The organism is Chitinophaga sp. (assembly GCF_036569185.1).
Taxonomy (GTDB): domain Bacteria; phylum Bacteroidota; class Bacteroidia; order Chitinophagales; family Chitinophagaceae; genus Chitinophaga.
Window position 1 is genome coordinate 1 of sequence record NZ_DATCRD010000219.1, and the last position, 24,454, is coordinate 24,454.

Consider the following 24,454-nt stretch of genomic DNA (forward strand, 5'->3'; position numbering starts at 1 on the left):
CCGCCATGAAGCTGCTAAACAGGAGCGATACCGTTGTGTCGAAACAGCTGGATTTTACCAACGGCACTATCGAATACGATGTGCAGGCCACTTCGCCTTTCGCCTCGTTCTACTTCAGGCGCGCCAGCCGTAAAGAGAACGAGTGCTTTTACTTCCGGATTCCGTCGTCCGGGAAAGGCGATGCCATACAATACGCCCCCACCCTCGATGGTATTAATATGTGGGATATGCTGCCACAATACCAAACTGCCGCATGGTTCAATAAAGACGACTGGAACCATGTAAAACTGGTTATTTCCGGCAGGCAGATGCGCGTATATGTGAACGATACCTCAAAACCAGCGCTGGAAGTACCTTACCTGGAAGGTAATACCTGGCATGGCGGCATCGCATTCGACGGACAGGCTATTATTGCGAACGTGGTGGTGAAACCGGATCAAACGGAAGGGCTCCCACCCGGCGCCGGAACCGACATCACCAACAATGATCCCTCTTACCTGCGTGCCTGGCAAATTACCCAGCCAATGACCACCCCCGAAAAAGTGGATTTCAGTAAAGCCTGGATTCCGGGTAAGGATGCCCCCTGGGAAACCATCCGGGCCGAAAGAAATGGGCTGATCAATGTAACCCGGAAGTTTGGCAGCGCTGAAAACCGCGCCCGGCGCATCGTGTGGCTGAAAACAAATATCCATTCCACCGTAGCGCAAACACGGCAGGTGCACCTTGGCTTCAGTGATGAAGTATGGGTGTTTGTAAACGATAAACCAGTGTATATAGATAAAAACCTGTACGGTTACCCCATTCTCAAACAACCGGATGGCCGCTGTTCCATTGAAAACGCCTCCTTTGCGCTGCCCCTGGTTGCGGGCAACAATGAAGTGTTGATTGGCCTGGCCAACGATTTTTACGGCTGGGGTATCATGGCCAAACTGGATAAATTCGAAAATATGACTTTTGACAAATAACCCTTCTTCCGCCAGGCAGCCCCCGTGCAGGCTGCCTGGCCATTCAGGGATTGCTGCATTTCCATCTTCTCCCGGAAAAAATACCCGCTCAAAAAAATATCACACAGAAATAAGTACCTGGATAGCGGAAGTTTATTTTGTTTCCAATAACTTTAGGTACCATGAAACAAACATTGGCAGATACTGAGCTCACCGGGCCGGTAAGGCAAATGAAATATGCTACTACAGACCCCGATGGCAAATACTACGGGTATGAGCTTTCCTTTTTTGATGAAAAAGGGCTACTGCTCAAATGGGAGGATTATACCGCAAGCCATCAGCTGGACAAAACCCTCCTGTATACTTTTGACGACAAAGGCAACCTGCTGGAAAAAACACTGACCTCCGCCACCAAAGGCCCTATCTACAAAAACAGTTATTTCGAAAACGGGGAGCTGAAGGATTGTACAGAGTATTATGGGGAAGACACCTACTATACCCTGTATGATGAATCCGGCAACGTACTGCAACAAATGGAAAACAATGACCCCGTGCCTCCGGAAGAAGATCCATACAACGAACAATGGGAAACCAATACCCATACCGACGCTGATGGATGCCGGGTAGAAATCACCCGCTACTACTCTTTCGGCGCCCTGCAGGAAATCACCCGGTGTAAATACAATCCCCGCCAGCAATTGCTGGAGGAATATAAATTCCAGGATGCTACCGGTTTCGATGATAATAAAGCCGTGGAAACCACCACCTGTCAATATAATGAACAGGGGCATCTGACCACAAAAATATCCGACAGGACCACCACCACCGGTACAGTGGAAAGAACGGTATACCGGTATGAATTTACCTACGACCTCCACCATAACTGGATAGAAAAAGTGGAGATCATGAATAATAAAGTAACGGGTTACAAAGATAAAGTCCGTTTTATCCGCCGGAGAGAGATCTTATATGCTCCGTAAAAATTTGCGCACATGCTATCGAACCGTCACCAGATCTTTATGGAAGTAGCTCACCAGAAAAGCTTTTCAAAAGCCAGCCAGGCCTTATTCATTTCCCAGCCGGCCGTAAGCACCCATATCAAAGGACTGGAAGAACAGTATAAAACCAAATTATTTGAAAGAAAAGGATTACAGATAGAACTGACCGAAGCCGGTCAGTTGCTGTATAACCGTTTGCTTACAGTACGCCATATCCAGCAGGAAACGGAATTCGATATTTCTGTGATCCACGACAAACAGCAGGCTACCGGCATGCTCAACCTCGGCGCCAGCACCACTGCAGCATTATACATCTTACCCAAAGTAATGTCTGCTTTTCACCGGGAATACCCGCTGGTGGATATTTCCCTGCTCAACAGGAACAGTGAGATCGTATTGCAGGCGCTGCTCGACAAGGAAATCAATATCGGTGTTACCGAAGAAAAAGGACAACTAAGCAATATCACCTACCAACCTTTCCTGAAAGACAGGATTGTAGCGGTATGCAGCCACGATAATCCCCTGGCCCGCAAAAAGAACTACCCGCTGAAAGAGATCCTGCAAATGCCCGTTGCCATCAGGGAACGTGGCAGCGGCACCCTGGAGGCCCTCAAAAAAGGGCTCCAGAAAAGTAAGATCCGGCTGAACGATCTTAAAATAAAAGTAAGACTGGGCGGCACCGAAGCCCTGAAAAATTTCCTGCTGGAATCCGGCTGTGTAGGGTTCCTCTCTACCCGCTCTATTGCAAAAGAACTGCAGCACGGAGAACTGACCATCCTCACCTTCGACACCCTTCGTATAGAACGCAGCTTTTATTTTATACAACGCAAGGGCGAAACCAGCGATCTCAATAAACGCTTCATAAAAATGGCCCGCTCCATTTATAATTATTAATTATAGGTCATAATATTTTCATATAGCCAGGATTATAAGCTAAGGGCTACATTTGAGCCATACAAAATAACCTGTTGACATGAACATGCTTTTTTATTACGACGAATTATACAAAGCTGCTGTAGAAAGAATTAACAAGCTGGTAGATATTTCTGTTGCCCAGAAAAATGCGCTGATCCAGCGGTTAAAAAGCCAGGCGCCATTTTTAGCTACCACTACAGAAGATATAGACCTTGTAGCCCAAAGAATGATGAATTCCCTGGGAATGGTACTGTGCCCCGATGCCGCTGCAGACTTTGCAGGGGGTAGCAAGCTTCTTGAAATGGAAATGCTGAACAACGGCGAATAACGCTTCTTTTGTTTTACGGTTTGACATTTTTTCCTGCGGGAAACGGCCTCCCCCAAACAACTTATTCCACCGGGGGAAACGGCTCCGCCATTGCGCGCTCAAAAGCAGTGAACGGTTTTCCTGCCGCTACACGCGTGGGCCAGTCGGGGTTGGCCAGTGCCGCCTTTCCAAGTGAAATAAGGTCCGCATGGCCTTCCTTTAAGGCCCTTTCCGCCACGGCCAGTTCTTCCATGCCGCCGTTGGCAATGACCGGTACCTGTACTATACGTTTAGCCATTCCCGTAAGCGTTTCCCCATGCGCATAGGCGCCCAGTTTTTCCCAGGTACTGCCTTCTCCTGAAATGTGCACATAATCCGGCGCTGTTTTTTTAACTTCTTCCAGCAAAGCTGTTGCCGTAACGGCGCCATCCGGCCAGCGATAAGAAAAGTTATTCACCTTGCCTTCCGATAAGCGCAGCCCTATAATAAACTGCGGAGGCACTGCCTGCCTGATAGCGGTGATAATTTCGGCGATGATCCGGAAACGGTTGGCCACTGATCCGCCGTATTCATCCTGCCGCAGGTTGGTGTATGCCGTTAAAAACTGGTCAGGCAGGTAACCATTGGCAGCATGTACCTCTATCCCGTGAAAACCGGCAGCTACCGCATTCACAGCCGCCGCGGCGTATCCTTTCACAGCAGTGGCTATATCGGCATGCGTCATGGCAGCAGGCACCGGGAAAGGACCATCCCCACCGCCATAAGAGCGCAGCTTACGGCCCAGCGGGGTTACTACGGACGGCGCCAGCGTATGCTGCAAATGCTGCGACAACGCGCCGGCATGCATCAGTTGCGCAATGAATAAACTGCCATGCGCTTTTATCTTCCCTGCCAGTTCCCTCCAGCCTGCCACCTGCTGCGGGGTCACTAACCCCGGCTGATGCGGGTATGCCTGGCTGGCTACTGTATCTGTATATAGTCCTTCCGTGATAATAATTCCAAAACCACCGGCAGCAAAACGTTCATAGTAGTCGTGCATAGCCGCTGTAGGAATACCCTGCAATGTAGCGCTGGCGCGACTCATAGGCGCCACTACCATCCTGTTCTTAATGGTTTGCTGCGCCAGCGTAAGCGGCGCCAATACCGGGTGTGTGCTCATATATAAAACTTTAGGGCAAAGTTGTGCGCTTCTCTCCCTCTAAAAAATGATAAATGATAAGAAATCAGGGTTATAACGATTCCTTCGCGATCTTATGCCGCAAACGGCTCAATGACTCTGGAGTAATACCCAGGTAAGCCGCCACCTGGTGCTGGGGCAAACGGGTTTCCAGGAAAGGATAGCGGCTTACAAAACTGCGGTACCGCTCTATGGCCGGCTTTTGCAGCGACAGGATACGGCGTTGCAGGGAAACATAGCCCCGCTGGGAAATAATGCGGTAATAACGCTCCACTGCCGGTATATCGTTAAACAATTGTTCCAGCTGCTGCCAGGTGATGCGCAATACTTCCCCCCCTTCCAGCACATCAATATTAAACAGGGAGGGCGCGCCGCTGAGCAGGCTGTCGAGATCAGTGATCCACCAGCCTTCCACACTGAACTGTAATACGTTTTCCTTGCCGGCAGCGTCTTTTTCGTAGTGACGGCAACACCCTTTCAATACAAAAAACTCATGACGGCAAATATCTCCTTCCCGCAACAGGAACTGCCGCCGCCGGGTACGCAGGGCCTCAAAATAGCCGGGAATACGTTTCTTATCCGCATCGTTTAGCGGTACATGTTGAAGGATACTGTTGATCAGCAGGTTCATTTTTCAAAGATAGCCTTGTGCAGGAATGCTTCAAAGAATAATCCTGCCGCACTTACATCTCCCGTAAAATAATTACTGCTGAACCGGGCAAATATCTTTTTTCAATATCTCTCCTTCCTTCATGCTACGTAGTGAATGGAATAGTTTCCATGCGCCTGCCACCGGGATAGTACAACTACGCAGGCATCCTGCCTATACAGCGCTTGTTTATTACAACAAATACAGCAACATAGCTGTAATAGCCCCAAACAAGGTATTGCCAAGGTTCACCGTATCATTGCCAATGATGTGTTTCCGTTCCAGTGTGGCGCCTAGCAGGGAATCCGCCAGGTTGCCTGCAATACCGGCAATGACTACGAACCATACGCTTTCGTCCATGCCAAAGCAGATACCGTAAAGCAAGGCCAGGATACCCGCCCCGGCTGCGCCCATCAGGGTGCCTTCCAGGCTGATCACCCCGTCCAGTCCTTTGGCTTCTTTTTTAAAAGTGAGGATATTATAGAAGTTGCGGCCGTACACCATTCCCAGTTCGGACGACAGCGTATCGGCGGTTGCTGCCGCCAGGCTGGCTGCGAGCATCATCTGGTACATATCGTCGATATCGGGGTTTATCAATGCCAGCAAAGCCATGATGGCGGCTACTCCGCCATTGGCAAATACCTGGCCGGCACTGCGTTGCTCCGGGTGGATTTGCCCGGGCAGTATTTTCAGTTGCTTTTTGTGAGAAGTGGCGGCTACGCCCATGATAAAAAAGGTGCCGAGCAATAACAATCCGCCAAAGCCGGCACCGGCTGTTACCAGCAAGCCCACAATGGCCGCCATTACGCCACCGCCGGGAGTGAGCTTACGTTTTTTCACACACAGCACGGCGATGGCGATAATAACGGCCAGTGTAATAATTGTTTCGAGGAATAAAGATAAATGCATAATGAGCCGCAAAACTATGCAAATATCCCGTAGTTCCGGATCTATTCTTCCAGTAAGCCGATCATGGTATTTAATTCTGTTATCAGGGCATCATCATTACCGGCAAATCCACCGGAACGGAAACGGATGTCCCCCTTTTTGTCCAGCACTACTTTATAAGGTACGCTGGGCACCCTGAAATGGGTAAATGCCTTAAAATTACTTTCTCCTTTCAGCGGTTCATCTATTAAATAACGGAAAGGAAATTGTTTCTCATGACTGAACTGTTTTACTTTCTGCAATGCATCACCGGTTTCAAAAGTGGCAATGAAAAGAAAGACCACCTCCGGGTGTTGCTGCATTACCTGCTGCATAGCCGGGAACGACTGTATACAGGGCTTACACCAGGTAGCCCAGAAATCAAGCACAACAATCTTTCCTTTGAGATCCGCCAATTGTACGGCTTTACCGGCGGTATCCAGCAAACTGATATCTGCCACCGGTTCCTTTAGCATACTTTCCTTTAGCGATTGCTTTTCCTTATTGTCTGCCGGAGGCATTAAACCCGCCAGGTATTGCTGGTAAGGCAGTATGTTACCCGTTTTTTCGTATAGTGTTTTGAGTTGCGCTTTCATTTCAACAGAGGCCTGTCCATGCTGAACCGCGCTTTCCAGCAACGCCTGGGCTGTGGCAGACTGACCCGCAGCCACCAGCAGTTTCACGTATAGCAGGGCGGCTTCCTTATTTTTCGTATGTGCGTAGGCGGTAGCTGCCAGTGGCAGTCCCTTCTCATATTGTTGCTGCTCCAGCCTGACGGAGGCCATTGCCAGGTAAGCATCCCAGCCATAAGCAGTGGTGGTATCCGTGATCTGTACACCACGCTTGGCCCATTTCGCGGCTGCCGGTAACTGCTGTTGTGACAGATAATACCTGGCTGCCTGCGCAAAGAAAACTACTTTGTCATTCCGCTGTTGCAGTCGCGCTACATACTTTTCAGCAGCTGCTTCGTCCTTACTTTCAATGGCTGCTTTACCCATTTCCTGGTACAAGCGGGTATACTGGTAATCAGGATTCCCTTTAGTGACAGGCTCGGGGAACTGTTTGATAAACTGGTTAAACAGCGCTGTTTTTCTTCCGAAATCCTTTTCCTGGTTCACGGCCTGCATATGTTCTTCCCGCACAAACAATCCTGCAGGAAACCGGCGGCGTAACAATGCCGCCAGCGAATCGGCCGCATGTTTTTCCCCGAGAAAAAGAAAGTAACGCTGATTCAGTGTCAGCTCCGCCTCATTATCTGTTTTCCAGGCCAGTAGCTTACGAAGCAGCAGGGCTTTGTCGTCCGGTTCAGGAGAATTGGCCAGCATGTTGAAATAAACGCCTCTCAACTGCGCCTCCGCAGCGGGATTATTGGCTATCTCCTCTTTAAGATATACCAGTTGCCTGGCGGGATCTTTCTTCAGTGACGAGGCGCCAGATACCAGCACCGACATACGGTAATACGCAAAAGGCAAAGGTTTACCAGCGGCGTGCACCGGGAACATATATCCGTTTCCGTTATTACTGTCGGTTTCTTTACCCGCTGCAGGTGTAATCAGCATCAACACGGCTTTTTCCGGCGCGGTTATGTTGGCGCTCCATAGTTGTCCTTCCTGTTTTAATGTTACACTTTCTTCTCCAAGCTGCCGGTCCTTATCAAAACATGTTACCACTGCTGTAAGCTGCTGTTTTCCTGCCAGTGCAGTACCTGCAGGGTCATATACCATTTTCACGGGATGGGCTGTTGTGGGAAGCGTCTGCAATTGTACCCTTGTTTGCGCTATTGTATGCAGCACAATAATATTGCTGCATATGACCAGGAATAATTTCTTCATACAACGTTTACCTGAAAAGTGATTTTATTTTTTCTTCCAGTTCATTGCCTGTCAGGTTGGAGGAAATAATTTTCCCCTGCTGATCGATGATCACATTGGCAGGGATACCCAGCACCGGGTAGCTTTTAATGACCGGGCTTTTATCTGCCAGCAGATCAGATACATTAGGCCAGCTCATATTTTCCTTCGCGGAAGCCTTTTGCCATGCGATGCGGCTATTGTCCATAGAGAAAGAAACGATTTCAAGGCCTTTGGCATGATAGCCGTCGTAAAGTTGCTTTAACAATGGTATTTCCGCCCGGCAGGGCACACACCACGAGGCCCAGAACTGCAACAGGGTATATTTACTGGCCTTCACCCTGTCGCCTAAACGAAGCATGTCACCATTTACCGCCGGTACGGTAAAATCAATAAATGGTTCATTGATCATTTTCCCCTGGCGGCGCGCAACGGCAGCCGCCTGCTCTTTGTCCATCCTGCGCGCAGTACGGACAATAACACTGCTGTCGCCCAAACGTTTGGCGGCATCATTTATAATGACCATTGATTTTGCGCGATCGGGTTCAAGCTCCAGTAAAACGGCAGCTATCACTGCGGCGGCCTGGTCTTTCCCGTTGTTGAGCACCTGTTGCAGGTAACGGCTCCTGATATCAAAGCGTTCCATGAACACCTGTATAGATGCCCATTCTGCTTCGCCACCTTTGGGCACGCCGGGTTGCCGGGATTCCCAGAGGGCTTTGTCAGCACGGATGTAGGCGGTATCCCGCTGATACCCCAGGATCCAGTTATTGTAACGCGCACCTGTTACTTGTGAAAGACCGGTGGAGGTAACGCGGAAAGTTACCTTTCCCTTCTCCAGGATCACAGGGTAATGAAACGATTCCCGGTTGCGGCGCCAGGCCACCGAAATATTCATTACTTCCTTTACCGGGCATTGCAGGTGAAAATGCCCGTTGCGCACCGTATCTGTGGCCAGGGTTTCATTGTCGCCATAAGGGTCGCGTACCAGTTTTATTTCCAAACCTTCTGCTTCTTTCAATTCCCCTTTCAGGTCAAATACCGGTGATTGCGCACCGTACTTAAAGGCAAAGAGGAAGGTTGCCAGCGCCATGATGAAGACCATGGGCTGGTACTTTTTGTTGCGTATGTGGATCATGTTATCTTGGGTTTTGTATGATTTCCGGGTTTAATGCAATATATTTTCTGCCAATGGGCAATGTGCTCCTGTTGCTATTGGGCGCTACGGTAAACGTGCCATCGCTGAGTGTATGCGTTACTGTTATACCGGCATTATCCATGGCGTTATACCTGCGGATATCGAACCAACGGCTGCCACGGAAGGCCATTTCCCTTCTGCGTTCCGCTTTTATGATAGTAAGCGCTTCCGCCGGGCTGCCGGCGCTGAGCGTATAATTACTGCCTGTTTTATAGCGCATGCTCCGCAACAGGTTGATGTCGGCCATAGCGCTTGCGGCATTTCCCAGCCTGGCGCTGCTTTCAGCACGGATCAGGTATGTTTCGGGAACAGAGGGACCTTTGGTGGGTTGGCGTCCGGCCCATTCGTTACTGAAACGGCCAAAATTGAGCCCGAAAGCAGCATCATTGAAAAAGTAAGTACCATATCGTAAATCATTAGCTGCATCATACATATTCAGCAAAGCGGTGGAAGCGTAGCAAACGGGACTGAGCATCGGGCCGGTTTTTTCCATCAGTGTTTCCCTGTTCTGGAAATTAGTGGGATACTGCAGCACATCCGGATAAGCGGCATTTGGCGGCAGTGTGTTATAATCCACCAGTGTATGATAATACTTCAGCGATGAATCCGCATTGGCATATGCAGCGGCGGCATCATTTTTAAACAGCGCCACTTTAGCCAGTAATGAAAATGCGGTGGGTTTTACCGGCCTGTTGGCGGCGGCGGCGTCAGGGGTAGCGGGCAAATCAGCAATAGCGCTGGTCAGATCTTCCGAAATAAAATTATATACTCCGGCTACACTGGCCCGCGGTAACAACTCTTCAAAATCAAGCCCTTTTCGTATAGGTACTCCCGGATCAGCATCTGCAGTACCCGCGGTATATTGTTTGGCATACAGGTTTACCAGGATAAAATAAGCATATGCACGATGCACTTTCGCTTCTGCCATCAGCTGTCGCTTCTGGGCATCTGTACCTCCTTTGGAGCTCATCACCTGTGCAATAACCAGGTTGGTGGTATAAACCTGGTTATACATCGCTTCCCAGTCCTTATCCGATTCATAATCCAGGTAGATATGTTCTGCAAAGCGGAAGGCGCTCAATGCATTAGCGTTATAATAAGTCAGGGAAAAGGGATTGATAGACATATCATCATCCAGCATTACATCCATGCCATAGGTAATAAAAAAGCCATTCGACTTTTCATTGGCGGTCGTTTCATCCAGCAGCAACCGGTAATCCGATGTTTTCTCCGGTATAAAGGCTCCTTTGGGTTTTATATCAAGATATTTCTTACAGGAAACCGCAATCATCATGAACCATCCGCACACCAGGAAACAGCATATCTTTCTCATCAGTTTATTTTTTTAGAAGTTAGCCTTAATGCTGAATGTAAATTCAGCGGGAGGCGCCAATAGAAAATTGCCTGTGCTCAAATCTGTTGCATACTCCGGGTCAATTTTCTGTTTATTGAACAGGTATACGCCCAGGTTCCGCCCCTGTAACGCCAGATTGATCCGGTTGGCATGCAGGCCGGCAGTCAGTTGTTTCGGCAGTGTGTAGTTAAGCAGTAATTCGTTAAAACGTATAGCCGACGCCGTAGCCACATTAATATCTGCATTCCTGGTATAGCTGTCATATACATTCAAGCCGGTCTGACTGGCCGGCATGGCCGGTATATTGGTATGTAGCTCATCACCTGCTTTCTGCCAACGCTGGTCCCAGTCCTTATGCACCTGGGCAACATTCTCAAAAAGCGGCGTGTACTGCAGCTGCGGAATACGAAAATGGTTACCCATTTTATAAATAAACCCCGCGGTGAGCGTCAGTCCCTTATAGCCAACATCGAAAAACAACCCGCCGTAATGCGGCGGCACCGTAGTGCCCTGGTACACCAGGGCTGCCGTGTTATTCATTTCTTTCGTATAGTCCGTTACGTTATTCTTCTCATCAAACACCTGTGGGGCGCCGGTGTTACTTAGTCCTGCCCAGCGGTAGCTATACAGGTAGTTCAGCGGCAGGCCGGCCTGTGCTACTCCTGCAGTATAGGCGCCTACCGTTTGGTTGGGGAAATCCACCTTCATTACTTTATTGGCGTTGTAACTATAGTTCAGCGTAGCAGTAAAGGTTACAGCCCGGTTTACGATCAACGCAGCAATAGTAGCATCCAGCCCTTTATTACGCATGCTGGCGTAGTTTACATACGCGCTGTTAAAACCATAAGTACCGTTGATAGTGGCATCGCCTAACAGATCAGTACTGTAGCGGCGGTAGTATTCAATACTGCCTTTAATACGATTGTTCTTTAATGCATAGTCGACTCCAATATTCGTCACGGTAGTTTTCTCCCATCGCAGCAAGGGGTTGGCGGGATTGGAGATAAAGCCGTAGTTAAGGTTGGTTTGCGGGTCTTTTGCCACCTTGGCAATGAGGAAAGGGCTGGTGCTGCGATCCACGTTACCGTTAATACCATAAGTAGCGCGAAGGATCAGTGAACTGAACGGGCTGTTGTCCATAAAGTCTTCCTTATGCGCCTGCCAGCTCACACCTGACGACCATAACCAAACATTGCGGTACTTGTTGCTGGAGCCGAACAGGTTGGTTTTATCGAGCCTTGCAGATGCGTTTACGGAATATTTATCGTTAAAAGTATACCCGGCGTTGGAGTATATGGACACGAAGCGGTTCCTGGTATCCGTAAAAACAGAAGCATCGCGGATATACACTTTGCTACCAAGGATGTTCGTATAGCCGTTGATGTAATCCAGGTTGGCAAACTGTAGGGTTTCCGGATCATAACCGTACTTCGTCTGACTGGAAGCGTTTCCGCTCACTTCACGTACTTCCAGGCCGCCAATGGCAGTGAGCTGATGAAGCGGGTTTCCCAGCTCCCCGTCAAACTTCAGCTGGCTGCGCAACGTATGTGTTTGCAGTTTTGATTCTGCCAGGCTGTAGATACTTCCTTTAGGCAAGCCGCTTATAAGCTGGCCGTTTTTAACTATCGTGGAAAAGTTCACCTGGTTACGCACATCATACAGTTCCTCATTCTGCAGCAAGGTATTGGTGCTTCCATAATTTTCATACTGGTAAGAAGCATTAAAAGCAAAGCTTTTTGAAATGAGGTACGTAATACCGGCAACGGCAGTGATATTACGGCTGCGTGTTTGATTATCGTGATTACGGAATTCCTGTACCAGGTTATAATCCCAGTTGTAGGGATAGCCCGCTGCTACCAGGGCATCTTTATCAGCCTGGTAAAATGTGCGTGGTTGCGGCAGGTAATTGCCGTTGGCATCCAGCAATTGCTGGTAGGGCAGCAACTTGGACATATCGTTGAGCACAAGGCCGTTGTTGGCACTGTTGATCATCACAAAGTTGAGGCCCATATCCAGGTGCAAATGCCTTGTGATGGCGGCGGTTTGAAAGAGGTCGGCCGAGAAGCGTTCATCACCCGTCCTTTTCATATAATCAGGGGTGTTATCATAATTAAATGAGGCGCGGGTACTGCTTTTCTCCCCTTTGGCGCCTATGGAGATACCGTATTGCTGCCGCAGGGCATTGCGTATAAACAGGCGGTTGAAATCATCGTAAGCATTATACCGGCCCAGTGAATCGGCTATGTGATCCGCATTCGCCGGGTTATTCAGGTAAGCATCTGCAACAGGTGTGAGCGCATTACGGGGCTTGCCGAAAAAAGTAGTGAGTTTATTATCTACCTTATATTTTTCAAAACCTATAAAGGAAGATGAAGAAGCAAGTGGCAGCTTCGACAAATCAGGTTTTGCAGCAACAGACACAGAAGCATTAAAGCTCACATCGAGCGGTTTGCGGGAGGCCGCGCCTCTTTTTGTTTGTATCACAATTACACCGTTGGCAGCCCTTACGCCCCAGATAGAAGCCGCGGAGGCATCTTTCAATACGGTAATGCTTTCCACGTCGTTGGGGTTGATGGTATTCAGGTTCCGCTCTACGGGGAAGCCGTCTATCACAATGAGCGGCGAGGCGTCTGCATGCAGGGTACTGGTGCCGCGGATCGTCATGCTGCCGTTTGTATTGGTAAGCAGCCCCGGTACCTGCCCCTGCAGGTAGGTCTGGATATTAAAGTTGCTTCTTTTATCAAGGCTTGCCTGGTTAATAACACTGAAAGAACCGGCAGCCCGTTCGCGGGGAAGGCGTTGATAGCCCGTATTCACCACGGTTATTTCAGTGAGTTTTGCTACAGACAATTTTAACTGCAGGCTGCCCAATTCCAATGCTTCGCTATTGTTTACTTCCACGGAAAGCGTATAGCGCTCATATCCCACGGAAGTAATCTCCAGTATATAAGATCCGGGGGGAATATCTTTAAAACTAAAGCTTCCTGTTTCATCTGTAATAGCGCCCTTCCCCAGCGGCAGCAGTTTTACCGTGGCCTGCGGCAAAGGCTGACCGGCATTATCCAATACTTTACCGGTTACCTGCTGTAAGGCAACCACGGTGGGTAAATGAAGCGGGCCAGCAGCCGCTTTACGCCGCAGGTAGATATTCTTATTCACCATTTCCCAGGTAAAGGGTTGATCTTTAAAACAACTGTCCAGCGCTGCTTTCAGCGGTACGTTATGTAACGATATGGTAATGGTGGCATCCCGTTGCAGCAGGGCATCATCATAAAAGAAAACATACCCGGTTTGTTTTTTTACCTCCCTGAATAATTGCTGTAACGGCGCTTTACGGAGGGAAAGGCTCACCTGTTGTGCATAGCTGCCGGCAGCCACCTGCAACGCAATCAGCATAAAAAACGCAATCTTATTCATAAGCCGTAAAATTTTGAAGAGGCGCGAACGACTAAGCGGGATAAAGCCGGATACGACCCTGATACCGGGGCTCACCGGTATAAGCAATAATTTCATAATTTTGGTTTGGGTAGAGAAATAAAAAATCACACACTTTTTTGTTGGCAAACCCACTCATATACCGGGAGTGTTCGGGCACTTCCGGTTTTTTAACGGGCAGCCGCTACCAATACCCTGCAGGGTCATTGCATTTTGGCTGATGTTTCATAATGGTTGATTTAAAATATGCTTATGGAACAATAATAATATTCCGGCCTTCCTGCCTGTAATTAATTCCGCTGACAGACAATCCTTTTAGCACTTCCGATAAATTGGAGGCCCGTGAAATTTCCCCGCTGAATTTCCTTTCTGGTATCTTCCCTTCATAGCTCACGTTTACATCATACCAGCGTGCAATTTGCTGCATCACTGTTTTTATATCGGCCTGGCTGAATTGGAAATAGCCATTCATCCAGGCAATAGCAGCCTCTGTATCGGCATCTTTCAACAGGGATACCGGGTGTTGCCCCGCCCCGCTGCCAAGTACAGCCTGTTGCCCTGGTTGCAGTAATACCGCTCCTTCATTGCTCACCCTCACTTTTCCCTGCAGCAGGGTGGTTCTGATAAGCGGTTCATCGGAATAGGCGCTGATATTAAAGTGTGTTCCCAATACATCTATGCGGGTATTGCTGTTGGCTACGGCCACCTGGAAAGGTTGCCGTTCATTGGCGGTTATTTCAAAATATACTTCTCCTGTAATACTTACCTTTCTTTCCTTACCCGTAAAGGTAGTGGGGAACTTTATGGACGAAAGGGCATTCAGCCATGCTTCTGATCCATCGGGCAATACCAGCCGGTACTGGCCCCCCCTTGGTGTGGCAAGGGTATTATAAGCCACGGTTTCATCACCGCCTGTACCGCCCGCCTCGTATACGAGCTGTCCTCCCGCCCGTTTGCTGATACGGCTGGCACCCTGTTGAGCGATATTCTCTTCCGCAGCCTGGTCCAGCGGAATAACCCGGCCATTGCCCAACGTGAGCACCGCTTTATTCCCCCCGGGCATAATTTCCGCTACCGGCGCCGGTTCGGGTTTAGGCTGTTGCCTCAAAAAGAACAGGGCGGATGCCCCTGCCAGGAAAAACAATACTGCGGCATAACGCACCCAACTGCGTTGCCACAGTAGACGGGTTTGCGTAAAGCCCAGCTGACGGTCGATCCGATGCTTCATAGCCTGCTGTGCTTCCTGCCTGCGGGCGCCTTCCATGCTCCAGCCGGATTCTTCCAGCAAACCGGCATACCATTGTTCCACCTGTATCCGCTCCTCCGGTGTACAGCGGCCTTCCAGGTACCTGTTCAACAGATTTACCGCCTCATTTTTATTCATGACAATACATTTCCTTTTATGTTAGTGACGTGAGGGAAGGAATAGTGGTAGATGGAAGGAAAAAAAATTTCAGCTGTGCATGTGTGGTACTACAGACAGCAGGAAAACAAGTCCTGCGGGAGCATATCCCACCTGTATACGCAGCCGGTTAAGCGCATTGCTGATCTGTTTTTTTACAGTTTCCTCGCTAACGCCTAACTGTGCGGCAATTTCACGGTACGATAACTGTTGTTTCCGGCTTAGGTTAAAGATCTCCTTCATTTTCCCCGGCAGGCTTTCAATGGCCTGTTCTATTCTTTCTTCCAGTTCACGCATATGCAGGAGGGTTTCCGGGGACGGGACCCCGCCGTTGTCTATCTGGTCAGACAACCGTTGCAGGTAATTGGAGCGGGTTACATTCCTTTCAATGTTCCTGATAGCCATATAGCGGCCGCTATTAAACAGGTAAGTGCTAAGGGCCCCCCGGATTTCCAGGCGGGCCCTGTTCTTCCAGATAGAAACAAATATCTCCTGGACAATATCTTCTGCCTCCGAATAGATCCTTACCGCTTTCATTACATGCTGCATCAGCGGATACCAGTACTTATTGTAGATGGTGGTAAAGGCCTCCTGATCATCATCCTTCATCAACTCCAACAGCGATGCATCATCAAGGGCAGCGTAATTTATCATTCACAATAGATTGGTTACGGAGATAAAAGTAGAAAGAAAGCTCCGATTATTTTGCATACCAGTCGCGCAACCTTACTTCAATTCCCTTGTTACCCGCATCTACCAGGCTTTTGAACTTATTTACATCACTGAGCCCGTCTTTACCCCGGTAGTGATAAGGATACACTATTTTAGGGGCAAAGGCCAGTACTGCATCTGCCGCTTCGGTTACATCCATTGTATAGGGCAGGTTCATACACACAAAGGCCACGTCAATATTTTTCAGCGCTCTCATTTCGGGAATGCCCTGGGTATCGCCGGAGATGTAAATGGATTTACCACCAGCCTTTAATACATACCCATTCCCCCTTCCTTTGGTATGCATGGCGGTGGCGCTTTCGGGAAGATTGTACATCGGTATAGCATTGATGGAAATTCCTTCCACCTTTTTTGATTCACCATTCTTCAGGGTAATTACCTGGGCGGCAGGTATGCCTTCCAGTTTGGCGGTTACCACAGCCGGCGCAATAATAAGTGTACGGGCCGTTTTCAGGGCATTGATGGTAGCCGCGTCGAAATGATCGCCATGAATATCCGTTACCAGGATGATATCCGGCGCTGCCAGGCCCTTATGTGGTTCCGCACCACCGGCAGGGTCCACGTAAATAGTTTTACCGGCTACCGACAACACAAGGTCCGCATGGTTAACTGGCTGGATAGTAAGCGGGCCTTTGGAGGTGGAGATCACATCTGGCGTAACTCTTTGCGCCATGGCATTGCCGGCGGCAAGCAATAATAAAAGTGCGAAGAAACAGTTTCTCATATCTGCTGATAATTATGGCCCTAAAGTTAAACAATTCCGGCGCCGCTTCTCTTTAAAAAAATGCTACATTCGTGCTCTCTGCAAAGTATTTACACTGATGGCATTCCGGCTTATTTTTCTTTTACTGGTTATTTTTTCTTTTCGCGTACAGGCGCAGTCCGACAGCAGCCTGGCTCTTATTCCGGCAGACAGCAGCCATGCTGGCGTCAAAGCCAGCGATACCCTGATACGGTACCGCATAAACGGCGCTTACCTGGGCAGCATCTGGCAGGATTTAAAATACACCGTAGCCCGGCCGGCGCACTGGCAGCAAAAGGACTATATCCGGCTGGGGGTAATAGCCGGCGTAACCGGAGTGTTACTGGCTGGCGATTACGGAACAAAACAGTTCTTTGTGCGTCACCAGTCGAACTTTGTGACCGGCGTCACCGACCAGATAGAGCCTTTTGGCAACACTTATTCTCCTTACATTGTAGCCGGTATGTACGTAGCGGGCGTTATTATAAAAGACCGTAACCTGGAGCATGGCGGACTGATGGCCGCCAAGTCCCTGATCATCTCCACTGCCATTTATGCAACCCTGAAAAGTATCATAAGAAGAGGACGCCCTACTTACTATGATTCTCCTTTCAGTTTCAACGCCCCTTTCAGTAACGATAAACAACATACCTCCTTCCCTTCAGGACATAGTCTCACTGTTATGACCGTAGCCACCGCCTTCGCAGAGCTATATGGGAAAGACCATCCCTGGGTACCCTGGGTATCTTACGGCATCGCCGGGCTTACCGGCGCCACCCGCCTGTATGAGAACCGGCACTGGAGCAGCGATGTATGGGTAGGTTTGGCCCTGGGGCACTTTGTAACGAAAAGCGTTTTCCGGCATCACCGGGAACTGGAGCATAAGAAAGCCATGCAGTTGAGGCTGGCGCCTTGATGCGGATTTTGTCTGACTCAGGATTAAACTGATTAAACTGATTACGCTGATTTGATTACTTTGGATTTTAAGGGATTTTGGGAGATATAAGCGAATGGATATTTGCTGCTCTAATAAAACCAGGGAGATAAAAGCGGATTCCTTCGCTTTTATCTTCTCACAATCTTTAAAAATCCAAAGTAATCAAATCAGTGAAATCAGCGTAATCAGTTTAATCCTGAGTCAGACAAAATCCGCGACAATCTTCGCAGCATGAATTTGGAAATAAATAGCTAATTTAGCCCAGCCTATAACGCTATGTCATATATGTTTATCCCTTGTTTCCGGCTGTTGGCACGGATCTGTATTGTTTGCCTTTTTTGTTTTTGCTATTGTTCAGTCATATTGCACGCGCAGGTAAAGGCGTTCAGCCCCGCACCGCCAAACGCGCAGCTGCTCAGCACCCTGGAGCAACAATTTGAAAGCGACTACCAAAATACCCTTGCCGCCCTCCCTTCCAGGTACAAAAAGGAATTCCAGGCTATCTACGATCAGCGCAGGGATAACATCAAATCGAAATTCGACAAAAAAGAGATCTATACAGCTACCGGCGCCAGGCAGTATCTCGACAAGTTGCTGCAGGAAATTATAAAAACAAATCCCTTGTTGCAGAACAGGAAAATATACTGCTACTTTTCCCGGTCCGGTGTGCCCAATGCAAGCTATATCGGCGAGGGCATTATCCTGTTTAACATGGGGCTGTTTACACAGCTGGAGAACGAAAGCCAGGCTGCTTTTGTGTTATGCCATGAGCTGGCGCATTATTATCTTCAACATAGTGAAAACAGCATTGCCCGTTATGTAAATACCATGAACGGGAAAGATATGCAACAGGAGCTGCGGAAAATCAAGTCTTCCGAATATGGCAAACGGGAACAAGTGGAAAAACTGGTACAGGGCATTACTTTTAACAGTCGTCGCCACAGCAGGGATCATGAATCCCAGGCCGACTCAATGGGATTGGTTTTCCTGCAGAATACCCGCTTCAGCCCCAACGGCGCGCTAACCGTACTTGCCCTGCTGGATACGGTAGATACAGATACCATGAACACCAGCGCACGGCTACAGCAAATGTTCAATGCCAGCGCATATCCCTTCAGAAAAAAATGGATCGCCAAACGGGAAACCCTGCTGGGTGGACAAATACAGCCGGAGAAAGACCAGCAAATGGCCGACTCCCTGAAAACGCATCCCGACTGCCGGCAACGCATAAAACTGCTTGAAAAAACAGTAAGTGCCAGCCCGCAAACCGCGCTGAATATTATCAGCAAAGCTACCTTTGATTCCCTGCGGCATGCCTTTAAGTATGAGGTGGTGAACTATGCATTTGAAAATGATCACTACTCCCTTAGCCTCTATTATGCAATATCCCTGTTGCAGGAATATCCCGATGATCCATTCCTTGTAACACATACCGGGAAAGTGCTGAACAGTTGTTATGAAGCGCAAAAAGCGCACATACTTGGCAAACTTATCGACCTGCCCTCGCCGGGCTTCAGCGATAGCTACAATGCATTGCTGAGGATGCTCCAGAACCTGGGCCTGGATGAATTCCCGGCCATCAGCTTCTATTATCTTGAAGCATATCAATCCAAACTGAGTACATATACCGCCTTCACCCGGGAGCTTGATAAGTCCCGGCAATTCATTCAATAATAACGCCTAAACCTTGAAATGATGCTCAAAAAAATGTCAGCAGTTATACTGCTCCTGCTTGCCGGATACGCCGTAGCCTGGTCGCAGAACAAATTATCCATCGAAAACGTGTATTCCACTTACCTGCGTAACAGCGGTACTATTAAGGAAAACCAACAGGTAAAAGGGTACTTCTTTTTCTACCAGAGCGATAAAATAGACAGGAAAACCAATGAATATACCCTGCAGATCCTGGACGAAAATCTCAATAAGGTAAGAGATCTCAAATTCGAGGATAACAAAAAGATATATCTCCTGGAAGCCGCGTATAATGGCAACAGCCTGTCTTTCCTTTTCCAGGATGAAAAAGAAAGAACGCTGACCATGAAAATCTATTCACTCGACGGCAAGCTTAAATATACCTATATCAGTGAATACTCGAAAAAAACAGAAGCCTTCCTCAAACAGATGGGCCAGGGACTTTCAGGTGACGAAGGCGGCAAGCAGAATGTATTCGACGTGGGCGCCAAAGGATATGCCACCATCATGCCGGTAAGGGACGGGAAAGATTACACCTATGAAGTGGATTTCTACGGATCCACCAAAAAATCGTCCTGGAAATATATCCCGGATAACGATCAGCGTTTCTCGGTAGCTGAATACCTGGGCAACACCGACAGCCTGATCATCCTGCAGGTGCTCAGCAGGAGACGCGTGATGAGCAACAACATGAACGCACACCTGGTTGGGATCAACTTTGTAACAAAAAAGCTCGTATTTGATATCGATGGAGATAATGATGAATACCGGCTGCTCCCTGCCAGTGTAAAACGTAAAGACAATGGTACTTTCCTGGTAATGGGTCCCTATTGCGATAAGGATGATAACGTGGTAAAGTCCGCCAGCAAAGGCCTGGCCATTTATGAAATAACTACATCCGGAAAAGTCATCTCAAAAAAATACAACAGCTGGGAAAAAGATTTTGCCAAATATCTTCATACAACCGGTAAAGGAAAGATCGATGAAGTAGGATACCTGTGCATACACAACCTTATCCAGACGGCCGACGGTAAGCTCATTGTGGTTGGCGAAGGTTATAAAAGGCAGGTAAGCGCCGGTGGTACTGCTTTAAAAGCGCTGGCAATGGTGACTGCCGGTACCGACGCAGGAATAGGAGCCACTAAAATTACCATCACCGATATGGTGGTCATGACGTTTGATGAGCAGTTCAATGTAACAGGAGCCCAGGTTTATAATAAAACCAATAACCCGGCCACTGTCAGTTCTGTTGCCGATTACGTCAGTCAACACCTGGTGGCCCTTATGCTTAAGAGCATTGGCGCGTTTGATTATGATTTCACTACCGGCGACGAAGAAAAGGAAAGCTTCTCCATTTGTTACAGTGATTATGAACGGGGCGATGGTTACAAGGGTTTAACATTTAACACCATCCGCTACAATGCCGGTAAATTCACGCAGGACAAAATAAAACTGAAATCCCAAACCAGTAAGTTAAAGGTATTTCCAGCCAAGCCAGGCTCCGTTATGATCCTTGAATACTTTAAGAAAGACAAGCGCATTGATATACACCTGGAAAAGGTTGGCTAACGCGTAGTTTGTCTGACTCAGGATTAAACTGATTTCGCTGATTACGCTGATTGGATTACTTTGGATTTAAAAAGATTTTGGGAGATTCAGGCGAAAGTATTCGCTTAAATCTCCCAAAATCTTTTTAAATCATTACAAAGTCCAATCAGTGTAATCAGCGAAATCAGTTTAATCCTGAGTCAGACAATTTTCGCGTATCTTTCCGCCAATTTTAATTCCAAAAGTATTATATGAAAAAGATTGCAGCGGTTCTTTTATCCGTATTTGCCTACAGCGTTTGTTTTTCCCAGGAAGATGGAACATGGGTGGAGCCCAGTAAAGAAAGCCAGGCTTATCACGAATACCGCCTGAAAATAAGCAGGCCACCGGACGGATTGGAAAAAGTACTGGGACTGATTGCCAAAGTAGCATCTGGTGAAAACGATAATGTTGCTTTGCCCCAAAAGGAATATATGGCGTTATCTATGCGGGAAAAACTCACCTACCACCTGATCCATGCGGAATCGTATAGCCAGAACTGTGATGCCATGCCGCCCGTGCCGGACGAGCATAAAAAGATCTTTGCGCAACTCCCTGATCCCTTTGGCGAATACAGCTGGAGCCAGCGCCAGGCAAATTTCCTGGCGGCCAACCGCGATTCTGCCATTGCGCTTATCAGCGCCTCCATCCAGCGAAGCAACCGGGTGGGCATTAACTATAAAAGGGCGATCATTGAAGTCAATGGCCGGGAAATGATCCCGTTGCTCATCAGCACCTATAACAAGGATCATAAAGATCATGATATACTTACCCTGCTGATGATACTGATGAAAAATAATGAGTATGCACCTTTCCTCTCCTCTTCTTCCTACAAAAAGCTGTATGCCGATGAAACCACCAGTTACCAGGCCTTCCTGAACTTCAACACTGCCAATGAAGCGCTGATCATTGAGCGGGCTACTGCATTTTACAATGGGCTTCCTAAAAAAGGTTAGTACGGCATTACTGGTGCTGGGCAGCTATTGCTGCCTGGCGCAAACGCCGGGCGGGTACGTGCTGGTGCCCGCCGGCAGTTACCGTGTTGGCGGGCAGCGGCATCTGCTCAATCCTGCGCGGCAGGTAACCGTGGATAGCTTTTACATCGCCATATATGAAACCACTAACCGGCAGTTTGCCGCTTTTGTAGCAGCCACTGGTTATGTCACCGATGCTGAGCAACGGCATGATGCCTTGGTATTTTCCCCCGGCCTGCGGGAGTTTGAATGGAACAACGATTCTACCGCCTGCTGGCGGTTTCCCAACGGTGTAAGCATGGGAGGAATTGAAAATAAAATGGAGCATCCCGTTACCTGCATCAGTTATAACGATGCGGCAGCTTATTGCAAATGGGCCGGGGTAAGGCTTCCCACGCTGGATGAATGGGAAATTGCCTCCAGGGCCGGCGCCGCCACCACTTATTTTTTTGGAGATAAAAAAACATTCATCGGGCGCTATGCGAACATCTGGCATGGAAAAGACCATTTGCAGGCAGATAGTTCAGATGGCTATATGTACACAGCTCCCATTGGCAGCTTTCAGCCCAACGCCTGGGGCCTGTATGATATCTATGGTAATGTGTTCGAATTTTGTTCCGGTAAAATAAAACCGGATGAGAGCCCTACCCTGGCGCATGCCCGCGGCGGATCCTGGTGGTGCAGCCAGGCATCCTGCTCCTTCTTCAACTCCGTGGATATAGGCCGCGTGCATAAACGCGCCTCTTTCAGCAACCAGGGTTTCAGAACGGTAAAATGATTATGGCTTTACGGTTACCGGCAAATCTGTTTTCACTGCTTTTGCTTTCATATCCTGCAGCCATACCATCGGTTTAAAATGCAGCTGCCATTCATTACCAGTTATTTTCACCTCATCACAGGCCGTGAACCGGAAAGCAGCACGCGACGCGCCCTGCGGCAGGAAGTTGTTCAGCCAGGTAATACGGTTATGGGTAAACAATAAGTTGCCGGTACTACGGGCCGTTAATACCGGGTAGTCGTAGATCCTGAATTCATTATCTGCTATCCTGATGTTATGATGTACCATGTAGCCCTTCAGCAACTGGTGATTTTCCGGTGCGATGGCGATCACATAGTTATTATCCGGCGCCAGGTTGTACCCGCATCCTTCAAAGGTGTTACCGCTGATCTGCACATCAGCTACCGGCCCCGATTCAAACCAGCTGGCCGCATCATCTGCAATGAGAATAGCGTGCATGCCTGTTCTGTAAAACCGGTTATTTGCTATCACTACCTTTTTACGGGTGGTTACCAGCAATCCCCTTGTATTCACCGCTTCAAACAGGCAATTCCGCACCGTAAGCGATGGTACCCAGGTGATATTCTCGAGGCAGTCGCCGGCAACGATACCCTCCGGCAGGTCTTTGTCCAGTGCCAGTTCCATTTCCCTTTCGCCGGTCATGCGGGCGGCGGTGACCCGGCCTGTGGCATATCCCTGTAACGTGGCCGCATGTACGAAACTGATGCTGTCGCCCGCAAAGAATGCCTGGAACCCATATGTCTGATGGTGCATAAAACGCAGTCTCAATACCCGTGGGCCGGCTTTCCCTGTAATGACGAGGTGAGTACCATGTACATTCACCGGATCGTCGTGCAGCCCTTTAAAATGCGAATCAGTAATAGTGATATCTCCTTTACAGCCGGAGAAGTGCATCCCGTCTGCAAAGGCAGCCATCGCACGGCCGCTGTTCTCAGCGGGCATAATTTGTATATGGCTGTAGTGAAGATTTTCAGAGAACTGAGATACAATACCAAGACCGTGCATATAACGCATATTGATATGCTCCAGCTGTACATTGCGGCAATGATTGATAAAGGCGCCCACCTGGTCACGGATACCATCCCTTACCGTAAATATATTGCCGGGCGCACCTTTAAAGCCGGAGAAATCGCCGGTGAACTGTACGGTATTGGGCGCTATAGTAACCGCCCTGCTTTTTTGAAACGGGGCCCAGGAAGAATAGGTGTAAACGCCATTTGCCGTATCGGCCAGTACTGCATGGAATATTTTCATCCCCCATTTTGGACCATGCCATTCGAGGCGCTGATCAATAATGCTGTACCGGGAATCCGGATGTATAGCGGCAACCACCATTTGCGGCGTAACTGTTTTCAGCGTCATCTCCGACATGGAAGGGCGTTCTGCATCTATAGTTACATGCCGCATAGTGATATTTTCACACCGGTCAAATACCCAGGTGGTCATCTTCCCATGAAAAACAAATTCCGCTCCGTTGCCCTCAATGGTAAGGTTTTTGAAATTTTCAAAGAACAACCCGATGGTCTTTGTTTTCTCTGGTACCTCTGTTTCGCTGGAGGTGTTGGAAATAAAATACACTTTCTTCACGGCGCTGTCCGGGTAAAAATCGTAACGCCCGGGGGCAAATTCCAGGATAGCTCCCGGCTTATCTTTACATGCGGCAATAGCCTGTTGCACGCGGGTAGTGGCATCTGTGAAAGTATTCGGCGCCAGGCCAAAGCTATTTACGTGTATACGTTCCTGTGAGATAGCAGTTAAAGAGAATAAAATACCGGTACCGGTAAATATCTTTCTTAAAAAATTCATTTCGCTGACAATAATTAAAATATCAAAAA

At 48.5% G+C, this 24,454-nt stretch carries 20 protein-coding genes; 9 read left to right on the forward strand and 11 right to left on the reverse strand.

All coding sequences use genetic code 11. The features are described 5' to 3' along the window. The 4 genes from VIM72_RS16425 to VIM72_RS16440 all read left to right on the forward strand — a co-directional run. Positions 1 to 965 (forward strand): hypothetical protein (locus VIM72_RS16425; protein ID WP_332003914.1); only part of this gene is annotated, 965 nt, incomplete at its 5' end. A gap of 161 nt (positions 966 to 1,126) precedes the next feature. Then, on the forward strand, positions 1,127 to 1,924 hold the full coding sequence (locus tag VIM72_RS16430; RefSeq protein ID WP_332003915.1) for a hypothetical protein: 798 nt from the start codon (positions 1,127 to 1,129) through the stop codon (positions 1,922 to 1,924). Positions 1,925 to 1,936: 12 nt separating this feature from the next. Next, positions 1,937 to 2,836, forward strand: a complete 900-nt coding sequence (locus VIM72_RS16435; RefSeq protein WP_332003916.1) for a LysR family transcriptional regulator — start codon at positions 1,937 to 1,939, stop codon at positions 2,834 to 2,836. 79 nt (positions 2,837 to 2,915) lie between these two features. Beyond that, entirely contained in the window at positions 2,916 to 3,185 is a 270-nt protein-coding gene (locus VIM72_RS16440) for a hypothetical protein (RefSeq protein ID WP_332003917.1), read from the forward strand. A 61-nt stretch (positions 3,186 to 3,246) separates the two neighbouring features. Here VIM72_RS16440 and VIM72_RS16445 read toward each other — a convergent pair whose 3' ends face one another. The 10 genes from VIM72_RS16445 to VIM72_RS16490 form a co-directional block, all read right to left on the reverse strand. Beyond that, the gene (locus VIM72_RS16445; protein WP_332003918.1) at positions 3,247 to 4,323 is read right to left on the reverse strand and encodes an NADH:flavin oxidoreductase; all 1,077 of its coding nucleotides are present in this window, start codon (positions 4,321 to 4,323) and stop codon (positions 3,247 to 3,249) included. Between the two features lie 70 nt (positions 4,324 to 4,393). Further along, entirely contained in the window at positions 4,394 to 4,972 is a 579-nt protein-coding gene (locus VIM72_RS16450; RefSeq protein WP_332003919.1) for a Crp/Fnr family transcriptional regulator, read from the reverse strand. Between the two features lie 210 nt (positions 4,973 to 5,182). Continuing rightward, positions 5,183 to 5,899, reverse strand: coding sequence for a DUF92 domain-containing protein (locus VIM72_RS16455; protein ID WP_332003920.1), 717 nt, complete (start codon positions 5,897 to 5,899; stop codon positions 5,183 to 5,185). A gap of 41 nt (positions 5,900 to 5,940) precedes the next feature. Further along, a complete protein-coding gene (locus tag VIM72_RS16460) occupies positions 5,941 to 7,749 on the reverse strand; it encodes a redoxin domain-containing protein (RefSeq protein WP_332003921.1) in 1,809 nt (602 codons plus the stop codon). Between the two features lie 7 nt (positions 7,750 to 7,756). Further along, on the reverse strand, positions 7,757 to 8,905 hold the full coding sequence (locus VIM72_RS16465; RefSeq protein WP_332003922.1) for a TlpA disulfide reductase family protein: 1,149 nt from the start codon (positions 8,903 to 8,905) through the stop codon (positions 7,757 to 7,759). A 1-nt stretch (position 8,906) separates the two neighbouring features. After that, positions 8,907 to 10,298, reverse strand: a complete 1,392-nt coding sequence (locus VIM72_RS16470; protein WP_332003923.1) for a RagB/SusD family nutrient uptake outer membrane protein — start codon at positions 10,296 to 10,298, stop codon at positions 8,907 to 8,909. A gap of 12 nt (positions 10,299 to 10,310) precedes the next feature. Next, positions 10,311 to 13,736, reverse strand: a complete 3,426-nt coding sequence (locus VIM72_RS16475; protein WP_332003924.1) for a SusC/RagA family TonB-linked outer membrane protein — start codon at positions 13,734 to 13,736, stop codon at positions 10,311 to 10,313. Positions 13,737 to 14,004: 268 nt separating this feature from the next. Next, positions 14,005 to 15,138 (reverse strand): FecR domain-containing protein, encoded by a 1,134-nt coding sequence (locus tag VIM72_RS16480; protein WP_332003925.1) that lies wholly within the window; start codon positions 15,136 to 15,138, stop codon positions 14,005 to 14,007. Positions 15,139 to 15,207: 69 nt separating this feature from the next. Beyond that, positions 15,208 to 15,810: an RNA polymerase sigma-70 factor gene (locus VIM72_RS16485; RefSeq protein WP_332003926.1), complete on the reverse strand. Its 603-nt coding sequence runs from the start codon at positions 15,808 to 15,810 to the stop codon at positions 15,208 to 15,210. 46 nt (positions 15,811 to 15,856) lie between these two features. After that, a complete protein-coding gene (locus tag VIM72_RS16490) occupies positions 15,857 to 16,612 on the reverse strand; it encodes an MBL fold metallo-hydrolase (RefSeq protein WP_332003927.1) in 756 nt (251 codons plus the stop codon). Between the two features lie 97 nt (positions 16,613 to 16,709). Between VIM72_RS16490 and VIM72_RS16495 the strand changes: the two genes are divergently transcribed. The 5 genes from VIM72_RS16495 (at position 16,710) to VIM72_RS16515 (ending at position 22,598) form a co-directional block, all read left to right on the forward strand. Next, positions 16,710 to 17,546, forward strand: coding sequence for a phosphatase PAP2 family protein (locus tag VIM72_RS16495; RefSeq protein ID WP_332003928.1), 837 nt, complete (start codon positions 16,710 to 16,712; stop codon positions 17,544 to 17,546). A gap of 384 nt (positions 17,547 to 17,930) precedes the next feature. After that, a complete protein-coding gene (locus tag VIM72_RS16500) occupies positions 17,931 to 19,241 on the forward strand; it encodes a M48 family metallopeptidase (protein WP_332003929.1) in 1,311 nt (436 codons plus the stop codon). A gap of 33 nt (positions 19,242 to 19,274) precedes the next feature. Further along, on the forward strand, positions 19,275 to 20,828 hold the full coding sequence (locus VIM72_RS16505; protein WP_332003930.1) for a DUF6770 family protein: 1,554 nt from the start codon (positions 19,275 to 19,277) through the stop codon (positions 20,826 to 20,828). A gap of 230 nt (positions 20,829 to 21,058) precedes the next feature. Then, a complete protein-coding gene (locus VIM72_RS16510; protein ID WP_332003931.1) occupies positions 21,059 to 21,802 on the forward strand; it encodes a hypothetical protein in 744 nt (247 codons plus the stop codon). Further along, positions 21,780 to 22,598, forward strand: a complete 819-nt coding sequence (locus tag VIM72_RS16515) for an SUMF1/EgtB/PvdO family nonheme iron enzyme (RefSeq protein WP_332003932.1) — start codon at positions 21,780 to 21,782, stop codon at positions 22,596 to 22,598. Before VIM72_RS16510 ends, VIM72_RS16515 begins: the two co-directional genes overlap by 23 nt. Here the strand turns inward: VIM72_RS16515 and VIM72_RS16520 are convergent, their stop codons facing one another. Then, the gene (locus tag VIM72_RS16520; RefSeq protein ID WP_332003933.1) at positions 22,599 to 24,425 is read right to left on the reverse strand and encodes a right-handed parallel beta-helix repeat-containing protein; all 1,827 of its coding nucleotides are present in this window, start codon (positions 24,423 to 24,425) and stop codon (positions 22,599 to 22,601) included. It lies immediately after the preceding gene. Positions 24,426 to 24,454 lie beyond the last annotated feature (29 nt).

What these genes read in the sequence shown, in the direction of transcription:
- VIM72_RS16450 (WP_332003919.1), bottom strand. Translation starts at nt 4,972, where the DNA reads ATGAACCTGCTGATCAACAGTATCCTTCAACATGTACCGCTAAACGAT.
- VIM72_RS16480 (WP_332003925.1), bottom strand. Translation starts at nt 15,138, where the DNA reads ATGAATAAAAATGAGGCGGTAAATCTGTTGAACAGGTACCTGGAAGGC.
- VIM72_RS16495 (WP_332003928.1), top strand. Translation starts at nt 16,710, where the DNA reads ATGGCATTCCGGCTTATTTTTCTTTTACTGGTTATTTTTTCTTTTCGC.
- VIM72_RS16455 (WP_332003920.1), bottom strand. Translation starts at nt 5,899, where the DNA reads ATGCATTTATCTTTATTCCTCGAAACAATTATTACACTGGCCGTTATT.
- VIM72_RS16460 (WP_332003921.1), bottom strand. Translation starts at nt 7,749, where the DNA reads ATGAAGAAATTATTCCTGGTCATATGCAGCAATATTATTGTGCTGCAT.
- VIM72_RS16520 (WP_332003933.1), bottom strand. Translation starts at nt 24,425, where the DNA reads ATGAATTTTTTAAGAAAGATATTTACCGGTACCGGTATTTTATTCTCT.
- VIM72_RS16505 (WP_332003930.1), top strand. Translation starts at nt 19,275, where the DNA reads ATGTCAGCAGTTATACTGCTCCTGCTTGCCGGATACGCCGTAGCCTGG.
- VIM72_RS16490 (WP_332003927.1), bottom strand. Translation starts at nt 16,612, where the DNA reads ATGAGAAACTGTTTCTTCGCACTTTTATTATTGCTTGCCGCCGGCAAT.
- VIM72_RS16445 (WP_332003918.1), bottom strand. Translation starts at nt 4,323, where the DNA reads ATGAGCACACACCCGGTATTGGCGCCGCTTACGCTGGCGCAGCAAACC.
- VIM72_RS16485 (WP_332003926.1), bottom strand. Translation starts at nt 15,810, where the DNA reads ATGATAAATTACGCTGCCCTTGATGATGCATCGCTGTTGGAGTTGATG.
- VIM72_RS16510 (WP_332003931.1), top strand. Translation starts at nt 21,059, where the DNA reads ATGAAAAAGATTGCAGCGGTTCTTTTATCCGTATTTGCCTACAGCGTT.
- VIM72_RS16515 (WP_332003932.1), top strand. Translation starts at nt 21,780, where the DNA reads ATGGGCTTCCTAAAAAAGGTTAGTACGGCATTACTGGTGCTGGGCAGC.
- VIM72_RS16465 (WP_332003922.1), bottom strand. Translation starts at nt 8,905, where the DNA reads ATGATCCACATACGCAACAAAAAGTACCAGCCCATGGTCTTCATCATG.
- VIM72_RS16435 (WP_332003916.1), top strand. Translation starts at nt 1,937, where the DNA reads ATGCTATCGAACCGTCACCAGATCTTTATGGAAGTAGCTCACCAGAAA.
- VIM72_RS16470 (WP_332003923.1), bottom strand. Translation starts at nt 10,298, where the DNA reads ATGAGAAAGATATGCTGTTTCCTGGTGTGCGGATGGTTCATGATGATT.
- VIM72_RS16475 (WP_332003924.1), bottom strand. Translation starts at nt 13,736, where the DNA reads ATGAATAAGATTGCGTTTTTTATGCTGATTGCGTTGCAGGTGGCTGCC.
- VIM72_RS16440 (WP_332003917.1), top strand. Translation starts at nt 2,916, where the DNA reads ATGAACATGCTTTTTTATTACGACGAATTATACAAAGCTGCTGTAGAA.
- VIM72_RS16430 (WP_332003915.1), top strand. Translation starts at nt 1,127, where the DNA reads ATGAAACAAACATTGGCAGATACTGAGCTCACCGGGCCGGTAAGGCAA.